The 20528-nt window shown below is 65.2% G+C and carries 19 protein-coding genes; 10 read left to right on the plus strand and 9 right to left on the minus strand.

Annotated features, from left to right (window positions below; genetic code table 11):
- The first annotated feature begins 197 nt into the window (after positions 1-197).
- The 8 genes from tal to yjfF all read left to right on the plus strand — a co-directional run bounded on the left by tal (position 198) and on the right by yjfF (position 10384).
- On the plus strand, positions 198-1148 hold the full coding sequence (tal, locus tag U8330_RS04185) for a transaldolase (protein ID WP_323103879.1): 951 nt from the start codon (positions 198-200) through the stop codon (positions 1146-1148).
- 384 nt (positions 1149-1532) lie between these two features.
- Positions 1533-3194: a ribulokinase gene (locus tag U8330_RS04190; RefSeq protein ID WP_323103880.1), complete on the plus strand. Its 1662-nt coding sequence runs from the start codon at positions 1533-1535 to the stop codon at positions 3192-3194.
- 43 nt (positions 3195-3237) lie between these two features.
- The gene (araA, locus tag U8330_RS04195; RefSeq protein WP_323103881.1) at positions 3238-4746 is read left to right on the plus strand and encodes an L-arabinose isomerase; all 1509 of its coding nucleotides are present in this window, start codon (positions 3238-3240) and stop codon (positions 4744-4746) included.
- A gap of 12 nt (positions 4747-4758) precedes the next feature.
- Positions 4759-5460: an L-ribulose-5-phosphate 4-epimerase AraD gene (gene araD, locus U8330_RS04200; protein ID WP_323103882.1), complete on the plus strand. Its 702-nt coding sequence runs from the start codon at positions 4759-4761 to the stop codon at positions 5458-5460.
- 190 nt (positions 5461-5650) lie between these two features.
- The gene (gene ytfQ / locus U8330_RS04205) at positions 5651-6613 is read left to right on the plus strand and encodes a galactofuranose ABC transporter, galactofuranose-binding protein YtfQ (RefSeq protein WP_323103883.1); all 963 of its coding nucleotides are present in this window, start codon (positions 5651-5653) and stop codon (positions 6611-6613) included.
- A 236-nt stretch (positions 6614-6849) separates the two neighbouring features.
- A complete protein-coding gene (gene ytfR / locus U8330_RS04210) occupies positions 6850-8367 on the plus strand; it encodes a galactofuranose ABC transporter, ATP-binding protein YtfR (protein ID WP_323103884.1) in 1518 nt (505 codons plus the stop codon).
- Complete coding sequence (locus U8330_RS04215; protein WP_323107156.1) at positions 8364-9413, plus strand: ABC transporter permease; 1050 nt, start codon at positions 8364-8366, stop codon at positions 9411-9413. The genes ytfR and U8330_RS04215 overlap by 4 nt, the downstream gene beginning before the upstream one ends.
- Positions 9410-10384 carry a galactofuranose ABC transporter, permease protein YjfF gene (gene yjfF / locus U8330_RS04220; protein ID WP_323103885.1) on the plus strand — a complete coding sequence of 325 codons (975 nt, stop codon included), beginning with the start codon at positions 9410-9412 and terminating at the stop codon, positions 10382-10384. The genes U8330_RS04215 and yjfF overlap by 4 nt, the downstream gene beginning before the upstream one ends.
- Positions 10385-10443: 59 nt before the next feature.
- On the opposite strand, the gene U8330_RS04225 is transcribed toward yjfF, so the two are convergent.
- Genes U8330_RS04225 through U8330_RS04235 form a run of 3 tightly spaced genes read right to left on the minus strand, consistent with a single transcriptional unit; the run spans position 10444 to position 11119 of the window.
- Complete coding sequence (locus U8330_RS04225; RefSeq protein WP_323103886.1) at positions 10444-10668, minus strand: hypothetical protein; 225 nt, start codon at positions 10666-10668, stop codon at positions 10444-10446.
- 3 nt (positions 10669-10671) lie between these two features.
- Positions 10672-10872, minus strand: a complete 201-nt coding sequence (locus tag U8330_RS04230; protein ID WP_323103887.1) for a hypothetical protein — start codon at positions 10870-10872, stop codon at positions 10672-10674.
- Positions 10873-10918: 46 nt separating this feature from the next.
- A complete protein-coding gene (locus tag U8330_RS04235) occupies positions 10919-11119 on the minus strand; it encodes a hypothetical protein (protein WP_323103888.1) in 201 nt (66 codons plus the stop codon).
- Positions 11120-11279: 160 nt separating this feature from the next.
- Here U8330_RS04235 and U8330_RS04240 point away from each other — a divergent pair, with 160 nt between their 5' ends.
- Complete coding sequence (locus tag U8330_RS04240) at positions 11280-11552, plus strand: DUF2934 domain-containing protein (RefSeq protein WP_323103889.1); 273 nt, start codon at positions 11280-11282, stop codon at positions 11550-11552.
- Positions 11553-11658: 106 nt separating this feature from the next.
- Here the strand turns inward: U8330_RS04240 and U8330_RS04245 are convergent, their stop codons facing one another.
- From U8330_RS04245 to coxB, 6 genes are all read right to left on the minus strand, one after another.
- A complete protein-coding gene (locus tag U8330_RS04245) occupies positions 11659-11901 on the minus strand; it encodes a DUF2087 domain-containing protein (protein WP_323103890.1) in 243 nt (80 codons plus the stop codon).
- A gap of 127 nt (positions 11902-12028) precedes the next feature.
- A complete protein-coding gene (locus U8330_RS04250) occupies positions 12029-13078 on the minus strand; it encodes a c-type cytochrome (RefSeq protein ID WP_323103891.1) in 1050 nt (349 codons plus the stop codon).
- The gene (locus tag U8330_RS04255) at positions 13075-13743 is read right to left on the minus strand and encodes a cytochrome c oxidase assembly protein (RefSeq protein WP_323103892.1); all 669 of its coding nucleotides are present in this window, start codon (positions 13741-13743) and stop codon (positions 13075-13077) included. The genes U8330_RS04250 and U8330_RS04255 overlap by 4 nt, the downstream gene beginning before the upstream one ends.
- On the minus strand, positions 13740-14117 hold the full coding sequence (locus U8330_RS04260) for a hypothetical protein (protein ID WP_323103893.1): 378 nt from the start codon (positions 14115-14117) through the stop codon (positions 13740-13742). Before U8330_RS04260 ends, U8330_RS04255 begins: the two co-directional genes overlap by 4 nt.
- The gene (ctaD, locus tag U8330_RS04265; protein ID WP_323103894.1) at positions 14117-16654 is read right to left on the minus strand and encodes a cytochrome c oxidase subunit I; all 2538 of its coding nucleotides are present in this window, start codon (positions 16652-16654) and stop codon (positions 14117-14119) included. The genes U8330_RS04260 and ctaD overlap by 1 nt, the downstream gene beginning before the upstream one ends.
- Positions 16651-17694, minus strand: a complete 1044-nt coding sequence (gene coxB / locus U8330_RS04270) for a cytochrome c oxidase subunit II (protein WP_323107158.1) — start codon at positions 17692-17694, stop codon at positions 16651-16653. Before coxB ends, ctaD begins: the two co-directional genes overlap by 4 nt.
- 372 nt (positions 17695-18066) lie before the next feature.
- On the opposite strand from coxB, the gene U8330_RS04275 reads away from it, so the two are divergent.
- On the plus strand, positions 18067-20376 hold the full coding sequence (locus tag U8330_RS04275) for an FdhF/YdeP family oxidoreductase (protein ID WP_323103895.1): 2310 nt from the start codon (positions 18067-18069) through the stop codon (positions 20374-20376).
- Positions 20377-20528: the final 152 nt, after the last annotated feature.

Consider the following 20528-nt stretch of genomic DNA (forward strand, 5'->3'; position numbering starts at 1 on the left):
ACAACCCTTGTCGCGACGCTCGATTGGTAAAGTCCCTGCTGACCAAGCGCTCTTCCGGCAGAGGATTCGAAATGCCGGTTTGACAACCCTCTCTAAGCTTTGCCATACCCGTCGGCGAGCGCGGAGGAGCGCGCGGGCAGGCTGCCCCGCCATGCTGGTGGCGCCCTCGCATAAGGCAACAGGAAAGGCTTTCACACATGTCCAAGCTTGAACAACTGCGCGAGATGACCACGGTCGTCGCGGACACGGGCGACATCGAGGCGGTTGCCCGCCTGAAGCCGGTCGATTGCACCACCAACCCGACCATCGTGCTGAAGGCGCTCGGCACGCCGCTGTTCGACGAGATCAACGCCGAAGCGATCCGCTGGGCAAAGTCGCAGAGCGCGAGCGGCGATGCGCTGGTCTCTGCCGTGGCCGACCGTCTGGCCGTGTCCGTCGGCGCAGAGCTGACCAAGCTCGTGCCCGGCCGCGTCTCGACAGAAGTCGATGCCGATCTCTCCTTCGATACGGAAGGCTCGATCGCCAAGGCGCGCCAGATTATCGCTGCCTACAAGGAGCGCGGCATCGAGCGGGACCGGATCCTGATCAAGCTGGCGTCCACCTGGGAAGGTATCCGCGCTGCGGAAGTGCTGCAGAAGGAAGGCATCGACTGCAACCTGACGCTCCTCTTCAGCATGGCCCAGGCCGTTGCCTGCGCGGACGCCAAGGTCTTCCTCATCTCGCCCTTCGTCGGCCGCATCCTCGACTGGTACGTCAAGTCGACCGGCGAGACGTACACTTCCGAGACTGATCCGGGCGTCGTCTCCGTGCGCGAGATCTATAATTACTACAAGTCGAACGGCATCGACACGGTCGTCATGGGCGCCTCCTTCCGCAACATCGGCGAGATCGAAGCGCTGGCCGGCTGCGATCGCCTGACGATCAGCCCGGCGCTGCTCGAGGAGCTCGACAAGGACCAGGGCACGCTGGAGCGCAAGCTTTCGCCGGAGAACGTCAAGCCGATCGAGAAGATCGCGATCGATGAAAAGACCTTCCGCTGGATGCTGAACGAAGACGCCATGGCCACCGAGAAGCTCTCGGAAGGCATCCGCGCCTTCGGCAAGGACCTGAACGTGCTGCGCGACCAGGTTCGCAAGCGCCTCGCCTGATCGGGGCGCTGAGGCGTCCAGAAGCGTTCGTTACGACAAACCCGGTGCCCGCAGGGCGCCGGGTTTTTTCGTGTCCCGACCAGGGTGGCAGAGCAGCTGCGAAAGAGGGCGGTGAAAAAGCACGCTGGCCCTGTTTACAAAAGTAATACGATATGATGTTTCTACGCCGCTGCCAGGGTCGGTGCGTGGGAGGATACCAGAACGAACGGAAATGCCAATGCGGCCCTTTCGAAGGAAAGGCACGCGGGCCCCTTCGTCGTTGATGGTCTCCGGCCCGACCGGGCATGAAAATGGATAGCGCGGACGAACCGAATGGGCCGGATCGAGGACCCGCTGGTCCGGCCGCCGGCGGTTGATCCGCGCAAGGCAGAGACTGGAGCGTTCATGTTTACACTCGGCATCGACTACGGCACCAATTCGGTCCGCGCCCTCATCGTGCGCGCCTCGGATGGCAAGGAATATGGAACCGGCGTCGTCGATTATCCGAGCGGCACGCAGGGCGTCCTCCTCGATTCCAACGACCACAATGTCGCGCGCCAGAGCCCGGCCGACTACCTGTACGGCCTTGAGAAGAGCGTGGCGCAGGCGCTGGCCGAGGCGCGCAGCAAGCCGGATTTCGATGCGAGCCGGGTCGCCGGCATCGGCGTCGATTCCACCGGCTCCAGCCCGATGCCGGTCGACAGCGCCAACCGCGCGCTTGGCATCGACCCGCGCTTCAAGGACAATTACGACGCCCAGTGCTGGCTGTGGAAGGACCATACAAGCTGGCGCGAGGCGGCGCGCATCACCGAGCTCGCCGCCGCCCATCGCCCGGATTACATCGCCATGGTCGGCTCCACCTATTCCTCCGAATGGTGGTGGTCGAAGATCTGGCATTGCCTGACCGTCGCGCCCGAGGTGTTCGAGGCTGCGTATTCCTGGGTCGAACTTGCTGACTGGATTCCGTCGCAACTCGCCGGCGTCACCGATCCGAAGGCGGTCGTTCGCGGCGTCTGCGCGGCCGGGCACAAGGGTCTCTACAACACGAAATGGGGTGGCCTGCCGGACAAGGAATTCCTGTCCATGCTCGACCCCAAGCTCGCCGATCTGCGCGACCGTCTCTACGACGTGGCTTACGATGCCGCAACGCCGGCCGGAACGCTGAGCGCCGACTGGGCTGCCCGGCTCGGCCTGCCCGCCGGCATCCCGATCGCCGTCGGCGCCTTCGACGTGCATTACGGCGCCATCGGCTGCGGCGTCGAGGAAGGCACGCTGGTCAAGGTCATCGGCACCTCCACCTGCGACTGCGCGGTCATCCCCGTTTCCAAGAATCCGGGAGATATTCCCGGTATTTGCGGCATCGTCGAAGGCTCGATCCTCCCGGGCTTCTTCGGCGTTGAAGCCGGCCAATCGGCCGTCGGCGATATCTTCAAATGGTGGGTCGAGGGCGTCTGTGGCGGCTCCGGCGCATTGCATGGAGAGCTGACGGCCGAAGCCAGCCGGCTGAAGCCCGGCCAGTCCGGCCTCCTGGCGCTCGACTGGAACAACGGCAACCGCACCATCCTCGTCGACCAGCGCCTGACCGGCCTGCTGCTCGGCCAGACGCTCTACACCACCCGCGCCGAGATCTATCGTGCGCTGGTCGAGGCGACCGCCTTCGGCGCCCGTGCCATCATCGAGCGCATCCGTGAGTATGGCGTGGCGGTCGATCGCGTCGTCTGCACCGGCGGCATTGCCGAGAAGAACCCGATGCTGATGCAGATCTACGCGGACGTGACCGGCTGCACCATGCTGGTGGCCGGTTCCAGCCAGACCTGCGCGCTCGGCGGCGCCATCGCAGCCTCGGTTCTCGCCGGCGCTCATCCGGATTTCGACAGCGCCAAGGCGGCCATGACGTCGCTGCGCGCCGAGAGCTATGCGCCGAACGCCGAGAACCAGGCGGTCTATGAGCGGATCTACGGTCTCTACCGGCAGCTGCATGACAGCTTCGGGGGTCTCACCGCCTCCGCCGACCTCACCCAGCTCATGAAAGAGCTGATCGACATCAAATATGCCGCACACGCTTGAGCGTCTGACGGTGACTGCCACTTCGAGCAAGGGTTAGAAGACAATGATTGGGTTGAAGCCTCTGAAGATCTGGTTCGTCTGCGGATCGCAGCATCTCTACGGACCGGAGACGCTGGAGCAGGTGGCCGCGCATGCCGGCGAGATCGCTGCCGGTCTCGGCCGCGAAGGCAAGTTTCCGCTGGAAATCGTCAACCGGCCGATCGTGACGACGCCGGATCAGGCGGCCGACATGTGCATTGCCGCCAATGCCGATCCGGAATGCGCCGGCATCATCCTCTGGATGCACACCTTCTCGCCGGCCAAGATGTGGATCCGCGGCCTGTCGCAGCTGCAGAAGCCGTTCCTGCATCTCCACACCCAGTATGACCGCGAGCTCCCCTGGGCCACGATCGACATGGATTACATGAACCTCAACCAGTCCGCCCATGGCGACCGGGAAGCGGGTTTCATGCACACCCGCCTGCGCCTCGGCCGCAAGGTCGTGGTCGGCCACTGGACGGACCCGGACGTCCATGCCCGCATCGACGCCTGGATCCGCGCCGTGCGCGCCTGGGCCGATTGGCAGGGCGCGCGCTTCTGCCGCTTCGGCGACAATATGCGCCAGGTCGCCGTGACTGAAGGCGACAAGGTCTCGGCCGAAATGGCCTTCGGCTTCTCGGTCAATGGCTATGGCATCGGCGATCTCGTCGCCAAGATGAACGCGATCAGCGATGCCGATGTCGAAGCCCTCGCCGCGGAATACGAGACGCTTTATGCCGTCGAGCCGGAGCTTGCCAAGGGCGGCGCCCGCCACGACCGGCTGCTCTACAATGCCCGCCAGGAGCTCGGCATGCGCGCCTTCCTCGAGGAAGGTGGCTTCAAGGGCTTCACCACCACCTTCGAAGACCTGCATGGCCTGACCCAGCTGCCCGGCCTCGCGCCCCAGCGGCTGATGGCCGATGGCTACGGCTTTGCCGGCGAAGGCGATTGGAAGACCTCCGCGCTCCTGCGCGCCGTCAAGGTCATGGGCCACGGCATGTCCGGTGCCACCTCCTTCATGGAAGACTACACCTATCACATGGCTCCGGGCGCAGAGCAGGTGCTGGGCGCCCATATGCTGGAAATCTGCCCGACCATCGCGTCTGATAAGCCTGCAGTGGAGATCCACCCGCTCGGCATCGGCGGCAAGGAAGATCCGGTCCGCCTGGTGTTCAATTCCCGCACCGGCGACGCGTTGAACGTCACGCTCGTCGATCTCGGCAATCGCTTCCGCCTGCTGGTCAACGAGGTCGAGGCCGTTTCGCATCCCGACCTGCCGAACCTCCCGGTCGCGCGCGCCGTCTGGAAGTGCAAGCCGGACTTCAAGACCGCCTGCACGGCCTGGATCCTGGCCGGCGGCGCGCACCACACCGCCTACAGCTATGATGTGACGACCGAGATGCTGGAGGATTTCGCCACCATCGCCGGCATCGAGCTGGCCGTCATCAATGACGACACGACGCTGCCGACCTTCAAGCAGGATCTGCGCAACAACGAGGTCTACTACCACTTCGCGCGCGGCATCCGGGCGTAAGGAGAGGGCGGCATGTATACCGAACTCAAGCGGGAGGCTTACGAGGCCAATGTGGCGCTGCCGCGCCACGGCCTCATCAACCTCACCTTCGGCAATGCGAGCGCGGTCGACCGCGCCCGCGGCGTCTTTGCCATCAAGCCGAGCGGCGTCGACTATGTAGCGCTGAAGCCGGAGGACATGGTCATCGTCGATTTCGAAGGCAAGCGGGTGGAGGGGACGCTCAACCCGTCCTCCGACACGCCGACCCATCGTCGCCTGCTGATGGCCTTTCCGGAGATCGGCGGCGTGGTGCACACGCATTCATCGCATGCCACCGCCTTCGCCCAGGCTGGCCGCGCCATCCCGATCTTCGGCACCACCCATGCCGACTATTTCAACGGCGCGATCCCCGTCACCCGCAAGATGACGGAAGAGGAGATCGCTACGGCTTATGAATGGGAGACCGGCAATGTGATCGTCGAGCGGATCGGCACTCTCGATCCGCTCGATTTCCCCGGCGTCCTCGTCAATCGCCATGCACCCTTTACCTGGGGCAAGACGGTGGCGAAGGCCGTGGAAGTGGCGGTCGCGGTCGAATGCATCGCCCAGATGGCGCTGATGTCGCTGCAGTTGGAGCCGCGCCTGCCGGAGATCGAGCCGGAGCTGCTCGCCAAGCATTTCAAGCGCAAGCACGGCCCCGGCGCCTATTACGGCCAGGCTGAAACGAAAGCTTGATCTTACTAAGATTGGGTCGCACCATGCCTCCTGGCCGGTGCGACCCGACTGCCTGCGTTAGGGAGAACGCACGCAGGAGGAGCCGCCCCAGGATTGTTGGTCAGCGGTAACAAAGGTACTTTACAATAGTCATACTATATGACTAAATCCTCGCATCGCACTGATGCGATATTCCTCGGGAGGGAAATCCATGAAATTCGTCAAGGCACTTAGCTGTGCAACGATCCTTGCTGCCTCCGTTTTCTCGGCCGCTTCGGCTGCCGACATGACGGTCGGCTTCTCGCAGATCGGCTCGGAGTCCGGCTGGCGCGCTGCCGAAACCACGCTCACCAAGCAGCAGGCTGAGAAGCGCGGCATCGATCTGAAGTTCGCCGATGCGCAGCAGAAGCAGGAAAACCAGATCAAGGCGCTCCGCTCCTTCATCGCCCAGGGCGTCGATGCGATCCTCGTCGCGCCGGTCGTCGCCACCGGCTGGGACGAAGTGCTGCAGGAAGCCAAGGATGCCGAAATTCCGGTCATCCTGCTCGACCGCACGGTCGACGCCAACAAGGACCTCTACATGACGGCGGTCACCTCCGACCTCGTTCATGAAGGCAATGTCGCCGGCAAGTGGCTGGTGGACACCGTTGCCGGCAAGCCTTGCAACGTCGTCGAGCTTCAGGGCACCACCGGTTCCTCGCCGGCCATCGACCGGAAGAAGGGCTTCGAAGAAGCGCTGAAGGGTCATGACAACCTGAAGATCGTCCGCTCGCAGACCGGCGACTTCACCCGCACCAAGGGCAAGGAAGTCATGGAAAGCTTCCTGAAGGCCGAAAATGGCGGCAAGAACATCTGCGCGCTCTATGCGCACAATGACGACATGGCCGTCGGCGCCATTCAGGCGATCAAGGAAGCCGGCCTGAAGCCGGGCACGGACATCCTCGTCGTCTCGATCGACGCCGTTCCGGATATCTTCCAGGCCATGGCTGCCGGTGAGGCCAATGCCACCGTCGAGTTGACGCCGAACATGGCCGGCCCGGCCTTCGACGCGCTCGCCGCCTACAAGAAGGACGGCACGATGCCGCCGAAGTGGATCCAGACGGAATCGAAGCTCTATACCCAGGCTGACGATCCGAAGAAGGTCTATGAAGAAAAGAAAGGTCTCGGCTACTAAGCCCTGGTCCTGGGGGAGGGGCAGGCTTCTCCGGTCCGTGTCGGCTCACCGATCGGTCGCCCGCCTCCACCCGTTTTCATTTCAGTGCCTGCCGGGAGGCTATCCACCCGGCAGGCACGCCGTTGCGCCGGGCAAGAGCCCGCGCCGACCCGCGACACCATCGTCCCCGCATGCCTGTCAGGATCGGCCCTTCGCCGACCGCCGGCCTGCCCGTCGCGCTTTTCGGAAAGAGGGTCATGCAGTCCACCACCATTCTGTCCGCCAGCCGCATCGACAAGGTCTTCCCCGGAGCCCGCGCGCTCAACAAGGTCGATTTCGAGCTGCGCCGTGGCGAAGTCCATGCCCTGCTCGGCGAAAACGGGGCCGGCAAGTCGACGCTCGTGAAATGCCTGACCGGCGCCTATCACCGCGACGGCGGCACGATCACGCTCGACGGCACCGAGGTCGATCCGCGCGATACGCTGGATGCCCAGCGCCTCGGCATCGGCACGGTCTATCAGGAGGTCAACCTCCTGCCGAACCTGAGCGTCGCCGAAAACCTCTATATCGGCCGCCAGCCGCGTCTCTTCGGCCTCGTCGATACGCGGCGCATGAACCGCATGGCGCGCGAACTCCTCAAGGATTACGAGCTCGACATCGACGTGACCGCGGGTCTCGACAGCTATTCGGTCGCCATCCAGCAGGTCATCGCCATTGCCCGCGCCGTCGATCTGTCCGGCAAGGTGCTGATCCTCGACGAGCCGACCGCCAGCCTCGATGCCCATGAGGTCGCCATGCTGTTCCGCGTCGTGCGGCGGCTGAAGGAGCGCGGGCTCGGCATCATCTTCATCACCCACTTCCTCGAACAGGTCTTCGAGATCACCGATCGCATCACCGTGTTGCGCAACGGCCAGCTGGTCGGCACGCGCGAGACGGCGGGGCTTGAGCGGCTCGATCTGATCGCCATGATGCTCGGGCGCGAGCTGCAGCAGGAGGTGCGCTCCGCCGCCCATGCCGATACGAGTTCGGCTGGAGATATCCGCTTCCGCTTCCGCGGTTTCGGACGCAAGGGCCGCATCAACCCCTTCGATCTCGATGTCCGCCCCGGCGAGGTGATCGGCATTGCCGGCCTGCTCGGCTCCGGCCGCACCGAGACGGCGGAGGTCATGTTCGGCGCCCGCAAGGCCGACAGCGGCACGGCGGAAATCGACGACAAACCAGTCGATCTCTCCTCGCCGCGCGCGGCCATTCGGCAGAAATTCGGCTTCTGTCCCGAGGATCGCAAGACAGACGGCATCATCGGCGATCTCTCCGTGCGCGAGAACATCGCGCTCGCCCTGCAGGCGCGGCGCGGCTGGGCGCGGCCGATCTCGCGCGCCGAACAGGACCGGCTCGCCGATCACTACATCAAGGCGCTCGATATCCGCACCTCCGATCGCGAAAAGCCGATCAAGCTGCTTTCGGGCGGCAACCAGCAGAAGGCGATCCTCGCCCGCTGGCTGGCGACCGATCCCGATTTCCTGATCCTCGACGAGCCGACCCGCGGCATCGACGTCGGTGCCCACGCCGAAATCATCCGCCTGATCGAAGAGCTCTGTCAGAAGGGCATGGCGCTGGTCGTCATCTCCTCGGAAATCGAGGAGCTGGTCGTCTATAGCCACCGCGTCATCGTGCTGCGCGACCATGAACATGTGGCCGAGCTTACCGGCGAGGCCATCACCACGGACGGCATCGTCAATGCGATCGCCACCGCCCACAAGACGGAGGCCGCATAATGTCGATGCTCAGCGCCTATAGCCGGCGCCTTCTCCCGCAGCTGATCGCACTGGCCATCATCCTCGGCCTGATCTCGATCGCCTTTCCGGGCTTCTTCAACCTGGCCGTCCAAAACGACAGGCTCTATGGCAGCCTGATCGATATCCTGAACCGCGGGGCGCCCGTGGCGCTGCTGGCGATCGGCATGACGGTCGTCATCGCCACCAAGGGCATCGATCTCTCGGTCGGTGCGGTCATGGCGATCTGCGGCGCGGTCGCCGCCTCCTGCATTACCTCCGGCGTCTCGCTTCCGCTGACGCTGCTGATCACCGTCGGTGTCGGCCTTGCCTGCGGCTTGTGGAACGGCGTGCTGGTCGCACTTTTGGACATTCAGCCGATTATCGCCACGCTGGTGCTGATGGTCGCTGGTCGTGGTATCGCGCAGATGGTCACCGGCGGCGCGATCCTGACCTTCAACGATCCCGGCCTGATCTTCATCGGCTCCGGCTCGCTCTTCTACCTGCCGATGCCCGTCGTCATCTGGCTGATGGCCGGCCTGCTCGTGGCGCTGCTCGTCCGTCGCACCGCGCTCGGCATGCTGATCGAGTCGATCGGCGTCAACCGGCGCGCCTCGACGCTGTCGGGCGTTTCCACCCCGATCCTGCTGATCGCGGCCTACGTGTTGTCCGGCCTCTGCGCCGCCACCGCCGGCATCATCGCGGCGGCGGATATTCGCGGCGCGGATGCCAACAATGCCGGGCTCTGGCTGGAGCTGGATGCGATCCTCGCGGTCGTCGTTGGCGGGACGTCGCTCCTCGGCGGGCGCTTCTCCATCGCCGCCTCGCTGCTCGGTGCCATGATCATCCAGGCGATCAACACCGGTATCCTGCTGTCCGGCTTCCCGCCGGAGTTCAATCTCATCATCAAGGCGGCGATCATCGTCTTCATCCTGCTTCTGCAGTCGCCGAAGCTGCAGGGCACGCTCGCCTTCTTCTCGCGCCGCGACGACCGGCCGAACACGCCGGTCGAAGGTCCGAAGCCTGCCATTGGGAGCAAAGCGAAATGAAAGCCCGTCACCTTCCCCTGGCCGCGACGATCCTGATCTTCGTGCTGAGCTACGTGCTCTGCACGATCCAGTTCCCGGCGATGTTCTCAACGCGGGTCATCGGCAATCTCCTGACCGACAACGCCTTTCTCGGCATCGCCGCGGTCGGCATGACCTTCGTCATTCTCTCCGGCGGCATCGATCTGTCGATCGGCTCGGTCATCGCCTTCACCGGCGTCTTCCTGGCCGTGCTGCTCGAGACCACCTCGATCCATCCGCTGGCCGCCTTCGCGCTGGCGCTGATCCTCACGACCGCCTTCGGTGCGATCATGGGGGCGATCATCCACTATCTGGAAATGCCGGCCTTCATCGTCACGCTTGCCGGCATGTTTCTCGCGCGCGGCATGGCCTTCGTCCTGTCGATCGATTCGATCCCGATCCGCCATCCCTTCTATTCGACGCTGAAGAGCCTCTACATCAAGCTTCCCGGCGGCGGTCGCCTGACCCTGATCGGCGGGCTGATGCTGCTGGTCTTTGCGGCCGGCATCCTGATCGCCCATCGCACCCGCTTCGGCACCAATGTCTACGCACTCGGCGGCGGCACAGCGACGGCGCGGCTGATGGGGGTTCCGACAGCGGCGACGACGATCCTCATCTATGCCTTCTCGGGCCTGCTCGCCGGCATTTCCGGCATCGTCTTCTCGCTCTACACCTCGGCCGGCTATTCGCTGGCGACCGTGGGCGTCGAGCTCGATGCGATCGCGGCGGTGGTGATCGGCGGAACATTGCTTTCGGGCGGGTCCGGCTTCGTCGCCGGCACGCTGGTCGGCATTCTGATCCAGGGCCTCATCCAGACCTACATCACCTTCGACGGCACGCTGTCATCCTGGTGGACGAAGATCCTGATCGGCGTGCTGCTCTTCGCCTTCATCCTTTTGCAGAAGGGCATCCTCTACCTCTCCCGCAACAACCGCGCTCTGGCCGCGGCCTGACGCAAAGCAGCCGGCATACCCTTAACGGGCTGCCGGCCTCTTATCGTTCGGACTCATCGTCACGCCTTGTTCGGATCGCCGGCGCTCGCGTCGCGTTCCTTGAAGTTCAGGTCGAAATCCTTTGCGGATTTCTCCCGCGGCGGCGGCTCGCGATGCTCGGTGGCGTCTTCGGAGCCGGTGATGACCGTCGGCTTGGCGCTGGACACGCCGTCATTGGTTCGCCCGATGGTCGGGCGGGTGAAGGCGCCGGCGGCGTCCTTCTCGGCGGCAGGTTTGTCGCTCATCGCTCAGTCCCCTTTGACCTTGCCGGCGTCGGAAACCTTGGCGCGTTCCGGCGCGGCATTGGTCTCGCCATTGGCATCGGTGGCCCGGTCCGGGTCATCGGCGGCCGGCAGGTAGCTGCTCGGGCGCGTGGACTGCGGCCCTTCCCAGCGCGGCAGTTCGTCTGTCGTCCCGGGGGCGGCATTGCTTTTCACGGCATCGGCCATTCGTTGTCTCCTTGCTTGGGTGTTTGCGGCATCGAGTTCCGGCCGGTCACGCGGCCTGCTGCTGCTCGTCGCGGTCCTTGAACTCCGACAGGAGCGCGCAGAAGGCGGCGCGGATGTCCTCGCGCGTCCAACCGGCATGCATGGCCGCTTCGGTGATCATCTGCAGCTTGCTGCCGATGGCTTCCTGGCAGTCCTCGCTCCGGCCCTCATAGGGCCCCTTCGTCTTCGGTTCTCTGACGGGTTGCATGGTCTCTCCTCCTTCCAGGCGTTCGTCACGTGAGAAGCAAACCCAGGATGTCTGCGAATGTTCCCCCTTTGCGCCCGGTACAGCGGGAACAATGGGCAAGTGCTGATGTTTCATTCGCGATGCCCTTCGATCAGGGCGCTCGAGGATAAGGAGACCGACCATGGATCAGGACCGGCCGCAGGACGACAACCGCGAAGAGCGCATCCGCGCGCGCGCCTACGAACTTTGGGAAAAGGATGGCGGCAGCCACGGCAGCCACGAACGCCATTGGCAGGACGCCGAACGCGAGCTCTACGGCAGCGCAATGCTCGACGGCGGCACGCACGAACTCGACCCGGCCAACAGTGCGGATGCCCAAGACGACGCCGAAGACGACACGCAGGACACAACCCGCCAGTCGGCCCGCAACATGCAGGGCGATATCGCGCGCTGAGTGACAGCGGTCGGGGGCGAACTCGTCTCGAGCTGCCCTCGACCCTTTCGCGAGCGCGCCGCAGCGGCGGCGTGAGACGGGCGATAGGCACCCGTGAGGGTCTCAGTCAAATCCGCCAGTAGAGCCCGCTTTTCGCATCTCGGTCGAGCCGACCGCTTTCGAAGAGTTCGCGTCGAAGCAGGGCCCAGTCGCCAAACAGGTGGCCGGCCTTGAGGATCTCGTTGATCTCTTTCTCTGGGTATGACCGGCCCCGTTCGAACAGGGCGGCGAGGTGGTCGAGCACAATCAGTCGCTGTTCTCTTTTGCGAGGCCAGCGCGTTACCCGTCCGTCTGCATCGATCAGGTCCATTCCTCGTCCCCGAACAGCCAAGCCTCCGCACTCTCGAAGCAGCCGAGATGCGCGTTTTTATAAGAAGATTCGTAAATAGGGCTGTTCTGTCAATAGGCAGAGGCGTCTGCGCCTGTTCCGATGCCCCTCACGGCCGCGCTGAGAAATAGGCGGCCAGGGCCTGGATGTCGGCTTCCTCCAGATGTTCGGCGGCCTGCTGCATCAGCTGGCGATAGGGCCCGCCGCCGCGGGTCTTGGCGACGAAGAGGCGCAGCTGGCTTTGCAGATAGGGGGCGGACTGGCCGGAGAGGCGGGGGAAGGCGGGGTTGGCGTCCGGTTTTTCGTGGCAGGAGAGGCAGGCGGGGATGCGGCGTGCGGGGTCGCCCAGTTCGGCGAGCTTTCGTCCGAGCTCGGCCATCGCCGGCTTCGCCTCGGCCGGCTCCTGGCGTCGACGGGCGCGCTCGGCATAGGCGGAGGCCAACGCCGGCAGCTCCTCGTCTTTCAGCGCGCTGATCGCCACTGCCATGACGCCGCTTGCCCGCGTCCCCTCGCTATAGGCGCGCAGGCTGTCGAGCAGATAGGCCTCCGACTGCCCGGCAAGCGAGGGGATGAGGCTGCGGCCGGTCAGCCGCTCCTCGGCGTGGCATCCATCGCAGGTCAGCGCCGGCGGCTCGACCGCGCCGGGCGTGGTCTCGGCGAGGCCCGCGAACTGGCGATAGGTCGCGGCATCCATCTCCGGCAGCTGGCGCAGGAAGGCGACGATCGACCAGACCTCATCCTCGCGATTGCGCACCGGCCAGTAGGGCATGCCGGTGAAGCGGACACCGTGCTGGACGATTTCGAACAGTTGCGCGTCGGTCCAGGTCGGCACGACCTCGCTTAAGACCGGCGGCGGCGGCAGCATGGCAAGGGCTGCGGCCGAGCGATCCTGCGCCGGCGATCCGTGGCAGACGGCGCAGCCGACCTCGAAGTGCCCGGCACCAAGCGGCAGCATGGCTGGATCCTCCAGCGGCGGCGTAGCGGTGCCGAGCGCGGCGGTGCGCACGGAATTGCGCATGACCCAGTGCAGGAACCAGTCGGTTGCCGCCCAATGGCCGCCCGAGGCGCCGATCGGCACCAGGCCCAGCCATCCGACGAGAAGGCCGAGAACCGGCAGGGCGATCAGTGTTGCAACGAGATGTCTGAGACGCAGCCTCATGCGGCATCCTCCCTGATCCGGCCGGTCATGTCCCGCTCGGCGGCATCGGGGCCGAGAATGCCCGCGAGCAGCGCAACGCCGCCGACAAGATAGGAAACGGCACCGACGAGCAGCATCACCACGCCGCCTGCCTGCTGGTCGAGTTCGGCGCTGAGCGGCAGGCCGAAGCAGGTGACCGTGCCGCTGGCATAGAGCGGGCGGGGACTGAGGGCGAGCAGCACGCCGAGCAGCGTCATGTGCATGGAGGTGAAGACGAGTCCGATCGCGCCTGCCAGTTGCCGACCCATCCGCCCATCGGCCCGCCCGCCCAGACAGGCGAACCACAAGAGTAGGCCGCCGCCGAGGAACATCGCCTGTTCCAGGAGCGCGAAGATGGCGTGGCTTTCCGCCAGCACCCGCATGGCCGGCACATGCCAGAGCCAGACGATGAGCAGTTCGAGGAGCGAGGCATTAAGCGGCGTCAGCCAGGAGAGGTGACGCGTGACATCGTATGTCGTGCCCGAAAGGGCGGCTGCCAGCAGCGGCGCGGCAATGGCGACGAGCGCCATATGGATCACCATATGCGCGGCAAAGGAGCCTTCCCCCCAACTCGCCGCGATCGCCACCACGATCAGGGCGGACACGAAGAGGCCGGCAAGGAGGAGGGAACGGCGCGGCGCGGTCATGACTGGCAGGCCGCGATGAAGAGCAGCGGCACGGCCGTGTAGAGAACGGCGATGAAGCTCAGGCCCGAGAGAAGCAGCGTTGCGAAGCCCTGGAACTTGCGGCGGTCCTCGTCCGTCGGGTCGTCATGCGGCGGATCGTCGGTGCCGAACCCCCATTGCCGCCAGGCAAGCCAGCCGGCCAGCACGATCATCGCCAGAGCAACCACCGTCACGAAGGCCAGCCCGAGCCGCATCGTGTCGAAGGAGAGCGCCAGCGCCCCCTGCTTGGCACAATAGACCGCGAAGGCGACGTAGCAGACGAGGAAATGCAGCGCCCAGACGGTGGGCGCGGTGAAGAGGGTCCAGAAGGTCTCGATTTCCTTGATGAACCGCATCACGCCCTCACCAGCGGGAAGAGGCCGATGACCGCGAAGGCGGTGACGGCGGTGATCACCATGAAGTGCCAGTAAAGCACGACATTGCCGAGATCCATGTCGTAGCGCGCCGTCAGCCGGCCGGTGAGGCTGCGGGCCAGGCAATAGAGCTGCATGAGGACACCCACCGCGCCATGCACGACGGTCCAGATCGCCACCACCCAAACGATGGCCGGATAGGAATGCTGGGTCGGGTCCATGCCGGCGAGAAAGGGCCCGGCAAGCCCGGCGAGGCAGCCGGCAAGCGCAAGCAGCGCCGAGAGGGCGAGCAGGACCTGCGTCATCTGGCGCTGCTCGGCCCTGTTGACGCGCCGCGCCGCAAGCATGCCTGCCCAGGCCAGCGCAAAGGCGGTGAGCGCCACCATCGGCCAGACGGCGCCCGGTCCCTCGATGCCGTTGGTGAAGTCGTCATGGATGGTCCAGAAGAAGAAATAGGAGAAGATCAGGCTCGCATAGGCGGTGCCGTCGCCGACCATGGTGATGAACATGGCCCACCAGCCGACCGAATCCGGACCGGAGGCATAGACCGGCAGGCGCACGCCCATGCCGACATCATAGTCCTCCTCCTTCGGCACTTCGGCCGTTCCCGTCCACAGCCAGTAGAGGATGGCGATGAGCGTGCCGATGGCGAAGAGGATGGTCGGAATCCACCAGTGGAAGGTGAGCGCGATGAAGACGCCGCCAAGCATGAAGGCCGCGACCATGGTGACGATCGAGGTGCCGCCGACGCGCAGGCATTGCACCGGCCGCGCATCCAGCACCGTCGTCACCAGCGTTTCGCGCGCACCCGATTTGGCGTCCGGCAGGAAGTAGCGGGCAGCCCGCATTTTTTCGATGAGATTGGGCTGATCCCAGACCGGGTAGCGGCTGGTGATGATCGGCACCGAACGCACGCCCCAGGTTTCATCCGGCTCGGAGATGAATTCCAGCGTGCCGGAGCCCCAGGGATTGTCGCCGCAGCGCGGCTGTTTCCCCTTGGGGCGCACGACATCGATCAGCACCGTGCCGACGCCGGCCGCGAAGATGAAGGCGCCGATGGTCGAGATCAGGTTGAACCAGTCCCAGCCAATATCGGCGGGATAGGTGAAGACCCGGCGCGGCATGCCGCGCAATCCGGCGAAATGCATGGGAAAGAAGGCGGTGTTGAAGCCGACGAACATCAGCCAGAAGGCGATCTTGCCGAGCCGGTCGGAGAGCTTCTTTCCGTCGAGCAGGGGGTAGTAGTAGTAGATGCCGGCAACGACCGGGAAGAGCATGCCGCCGATCAGCACGTAATGGAGATGGGCCACGACGAAATAAGTATCATGCGCCTGCCAGTCGAAGGGCACCAGCGCCACCATGACGCCGGTCAGCCCGCCGATGATGAAGATCGCCAGCCCGCCCGCTCCGAACAGCATCGGTGTCGAGAAGATGACCCGGCCGGCGAGCATGGTGGCGATGAAGACGAAGATCTGCACCCCTGTCGGGATTGCCACGGCTTCGGACGCGGCCGAGAAGAAGGCGAGCGACATTTGCGGCAGGCCGGTCGCGAACATGTGGTGGACCCACAGGCCGAAGCTCAAGAAACCGGTACCCACGGCAGCAAGCACGATCCAGGAATAGCCGACGATCGGCCGGCGCGAGAAGGTCGGGACCACCATGGCCATGATGGCGATGGCCGGCAGGAAGATGATGTAGACCTCCGGATGGCCGAAGATCCAGAAGAGGTGTTGCCAGAGCAGCGGATCGCCGCCGCGCGCGACGTCGAAGAACGGCCAGTTGAACATCCGTTCCATCTCGAACAGGATGTCGCCGGCGATCAGCGGCGGGAAGGCGAAGAGGATCATGCCCGCCACGATCAGCAGATACCAGGCAAAGAGCGGCATCATGTTGATGCGCATGCCGGGCGCCCGGCATTTCATGATGCCGACGATCAGCTCCACGGCCGCGGCGATCGAGGCCACCTCGATGAAGGAGAGGCCGAGCAGCCAGATGTCGGCGCCGATGCCGGCCGTTTCCTTGTCTGTGGCGAGCGGCGGGTACATGAACCAGCCGGTGTTGGGCGCGGCATTGAAGAAGATCGAGCCGCAGACGAAGACGCCGCCGAGCGCGAAACTCCAATAGCCGAAGGCGGAGAGCCGCGGGAAGGGCAGCTCGCGCGTGCCAAGCATCGAGGGCAGGAGATAGACGGCCACCGCCTCGAAGATCGGCACGGCAAACAGGAACATCATGATGGTCCCGTGCAGCGTGAAGGCCTGGTTGAAGAGATCGGCGGAGATGAAGCTGTTCTCCGGCACGGCGAGCTGCACGCGCACCATGAGGCCGAGCAGGCCGGCAAACAGCATGAAGATGAAGGCGGTGGCGCCGTACCAGAGGCCGATTTCGGTGTTGTTGACCGAGGTCCAGTAGCGCCAGCCCTTCGGCGTTTCCCACACAGCGCGCAGCCGCTCCTCCTGCGCCTCGCGCTCCTCCTCCGAGAACTCGTTTTCCTTCAGGCTCGCCAGATCGACGCTGCTCATCGCAAGTCTCCGAGATAGGCGGCGATGGCATCGATCTCGGCCGCAGGCAGCATGGTATAGGCGGGCATCTTCACGCCCGGCTTGACGGCGCCCGGATCGCGGATGAAGCGGGCGAGGTTGTCCGGCGTGTTCGACAGCGTGCCGGCGGCAAGCGTGCCGCGGCTGGCGATCCGGGTCAGGTCCGGCCCGACACGGCCGATCGCCGCCGTGCCGTTGATCGCGTGGCAGGCCGCGCAGCCATGGCGGAAGAAGAGATCGCGCCCGGCCTGCAGCGCTTGCGGCACGGCGGGATGGCCCGCCGCTTGTGCTGCCCGCCAGCTGTCATAGTCGGCCCGCTCCATGACCACCACGGTGAAGGCCATCAGCGCATGGGAGGTTCCGCAGAACTCGGCGCAGGGCCCGCGGAAGGTGCCGGTCCGGGTCGGCTCCAGCGACAGGATGTTGGTGCGGCCGGGGATCATGTCCATCTTGCCGCCGAGCGTCGGAATCCAGAAGGAGTGGATGACGTCGGCCGCTTCAAGGGCAAAGATCGTCCGCTCGCCGACCGGCAGGCGCAGCTCGTTGGCGGTCTCGAAGCCCGGCTGGCCTGGCCCTTCCAGATAGCGCAGCCGCCACCAGAACTGTTCGCCCGTCGCCTCGATCTGCGGCTCGCCCGTGGGCCCGGCGCCGAGCCAGGGCCTGACCTGCGGCATCAGCCAGACGGCATAGGCGAGCAGCAGGAAAAGCACGGTGACGGGAAAGGCGACGCCGCCCCACAGGATCAGCCGGTTGGCCGTCTTGGCGGAGACGGGCTCCGGGCGGCTGCGGCCGGCATAGAGCAGAAGGGCCATGACCAGCGTCCAGATAACCGCGCCGCCGATCAGCATGACGAAGAAGAGGTCGTGGACCGCGCCTGCCTCGGTTCCCGCCGGGTCGAGCGCAGACTGCCGACCGCTGCATCCGGAAAGGGGGGTCGCAAGCGGAGCGACAAGGGCGAGCGTAATCAGAACCGGCGGACGACAGCGCCCGGTGGATGCGGACGGAGGTGCGTTCCCAGGCAGGCGGCGCGCGGGCGGGAGAGGCTGTCGCAAAGTATCCGTCGCTCCGTGGCTGTGGCCCTGGTTCGGAAGGGGCCGGGTCGAAGGGGCTGGCGGTCCCGCTTGTCCGTCCCGGTCGGCCGTCAAGGCCGCATGTCGCGGAGTGTCGTGGGTTCAAGAGGCAATATGTCGCGGTGTGGCCGGCTGGCAAGGCTTCGCTAACAGACAAAAGCCGGAAAACCGGTCGAAACTTTTGGTGCCCGCCGCTTTCCAAGCGGGCGCCACGCCATAGCTTCCTTCCTGGCCGGACCGCGCGGCGGAACGTTGCGCGCGACCGGCCGTTCACGCTTGTGCGGCGCTTCTGCCGCGCCCTTCCGCTGCGCATGGAGACCGCTCATGTCCGAGGTACCCAAGATCACGACTTATACCGGCGCTGCCGGCGGCTGGGGTTCCGTCAAGTCGCTCCTGCGCCAGGCGAAGGAAAACGGCCGCCCCGCCTCGGTCATCCGCGGTCTCGCCCTGCAGAACAAGCCGGATGGCTTCGCCTGCGTCAGCTGCGCCTGGGCCAAGCCTGCCAAGCCCCACCCGGCCGAGTTCTGCGAGAACGGCGCCAAGGCCACCTTCTGGGAGCTGACGCCGGATCGCGCCACGCCGGAGCTCTTCGCCAAACATACGGTGGAGGAGATGAAGGGCTGGGACGACTATACTCTCGAACGCACCGGGCGACTGACCCATCCGATGCGCTACGACGCCGCAACCGACCGCTATGTCGAGACGAGCTGGGAGGACGCCTTCCGCGCCATTGGCCGCGAGCTGAAGGAGATCCGTGCGCAGGATCCCAAACGTACCGTCTTCTACGCCTCCGGCCGCGCCTCGCTTGAAACCTCCTACATGTATGCGCTGATGGCGCGGCTCTACGGCAACAACAACCTGCCCGACAGTTCCAACATGTGCCATGAATCGACCTCGGTCGGTCTGGCGGAAAGCATCGGCCAGCCAGTTGGCAGCGTCCGGCTTTCGGATTTCGACCAGGCTGACGCCATGTTCTTCTTCGGCCAGAACCCGGGCTCCAACAGCCCTCGCATGCTGCACCAGTTGCAGGAAGCCGTGCAGCGCGGCGCCCGCATCGTCACCTTCAACCCCCTGAAGGAGCGCGGGCTCGAGCGGTTCGTCAATCCGCAAAGCCCGCTGCAGATGACCGTGGAACATGCCACGGAGATTTCCTGCCAATATCATCAGGTCAAGGCCGGCGGCGATATCGCGGCCATTGTCGGCATGGCGAAGGCGGTGATCGAGGCGGACGATGTCGACCTCGCCAAGGGCGGTTCGGGCGTACTCGACCGTGAGTTCCTGGCCGAGCACACGCAAGGGGCACAGGCCTTCATCGACTATGTCCGGGCGCAGGAGTGGTCCGAGCTCGAACGGGAATCCGGCCTGCCGCGTGCCGCCATGACCGAGGCCGCCGGCGTTTACCTGACCTCCAAGGCGGTGATGGGTATCTACGGCATGGGGCTCACCCAGCACAAGCGCGGCGTCGAGACCGTGCAGGTGCTCGTCAACCTCCTGATGCTGCGCGGCAATCTCGGCCGGGATGGCGCAGGCATCTGTCCGGTGCGCGGCCATTCCAACGTCCAGGGCCAGCGCACGGTCGGCATTGCCGAAAAGGCCCATCTCGTGCCTCTCGATAGGCTCGCCGAACTCTATGATTTCGAGCCGCCGCGCGAGGATGGCCTGTCGACCGTGGACGCCTGCCAGGGCATCATCGACGGCACGGTGGATGCCTTTATCGGCCTTGGCGGCAATTTCCTGCGCGCCGTTCCCGAACAGCGGCTTATGGAGGAGCACTGGCCGAAGATGCGGCTCACCGTCCAAGTGGCGACCAAGCTCAATCGCGGCCATCTCTTCAACGGCCGCGTCGCCTATCTCCTGCCCTGCCTCGGCCGCACCGAGATCGACCGGCAGGCGACGGGGCCGCAGACGGTGAGCATGGAAGACAGCACCTCCTGCTTCCATGGCTCGCGCGGCTTCCACGAGCCGGCCTCGCCGCATCTTCTCTCCGAGCCGCGGATCGTCGCCGAACTCGCCAAATCCTGCCTGGAGCCGAACCCGAAGGTCCCGTGGGACGGCTGGGTTGCGAATTACGCCACGGCGCGCGACGCCATCGAGGCGACCTATCCGGATCTCTTCAAGGACTTCAACGCCCGTATGCACACGCCCGGAGGCATGGAAAAGCCGTTGCCGGTGCGCGACCGAATCTGGAAGACCGAGAGCGGCAAGGCGGAATTCAAGCTGCCGGGCGCGCTTTCGGCAAGCTTTGCCGAAGACGGGCCGGACGTGCTCCGGTTGATGACGTTGCGCTCCAACGACCAGTTCAACACCACCGTCTATGGCTATGACGACCGCTTCCGCGGCGTGGACGGCACCCGTATGGTGCTCTTCCTCAACCGAAAGGAAATGGCCCGGCTCGGCGTCCGCGAGGCCGAGATCGTCTCTCTCGAAACGGTGGCGGACGACAATGTCGAGCGTCGGCTCGACGGGCTTCGCGTCGTGCCCTATGACATTCCGGACGGCTGCACCGGCGCCTATTATCCGGAAGCCAACGGCCTCATCCCGCTCTGGCAGCATGCGGAAAAGAGCAAGGTACCCGCCGCCAAATCCGTCCCCGTCCGCATCGTCCGATCCGGCACGCAGGCGGAGACGGCCTGAGGGAGGCGATCAGCGCTCACCGGCGTGGGGTGGAGCGGCGGGATGCTGGCGCTGTGTGACGTGATCGATAAAGTTGGATTTATCGATCACGCCCTGCCGGCTCGGAGTGGACCGGCATTCCTTCGCTGTCTGCCGGACCCATCTGGCAGCGG

Source organism: Rhizobium sp. CC-YZS058 (assembly GCF_034720595.1).
GTDB lineage: Bacteria > Pseudomonadota > Alphaproteobacteria > Rhizobiales > Rhizobiaceae > Ferranicluibacter.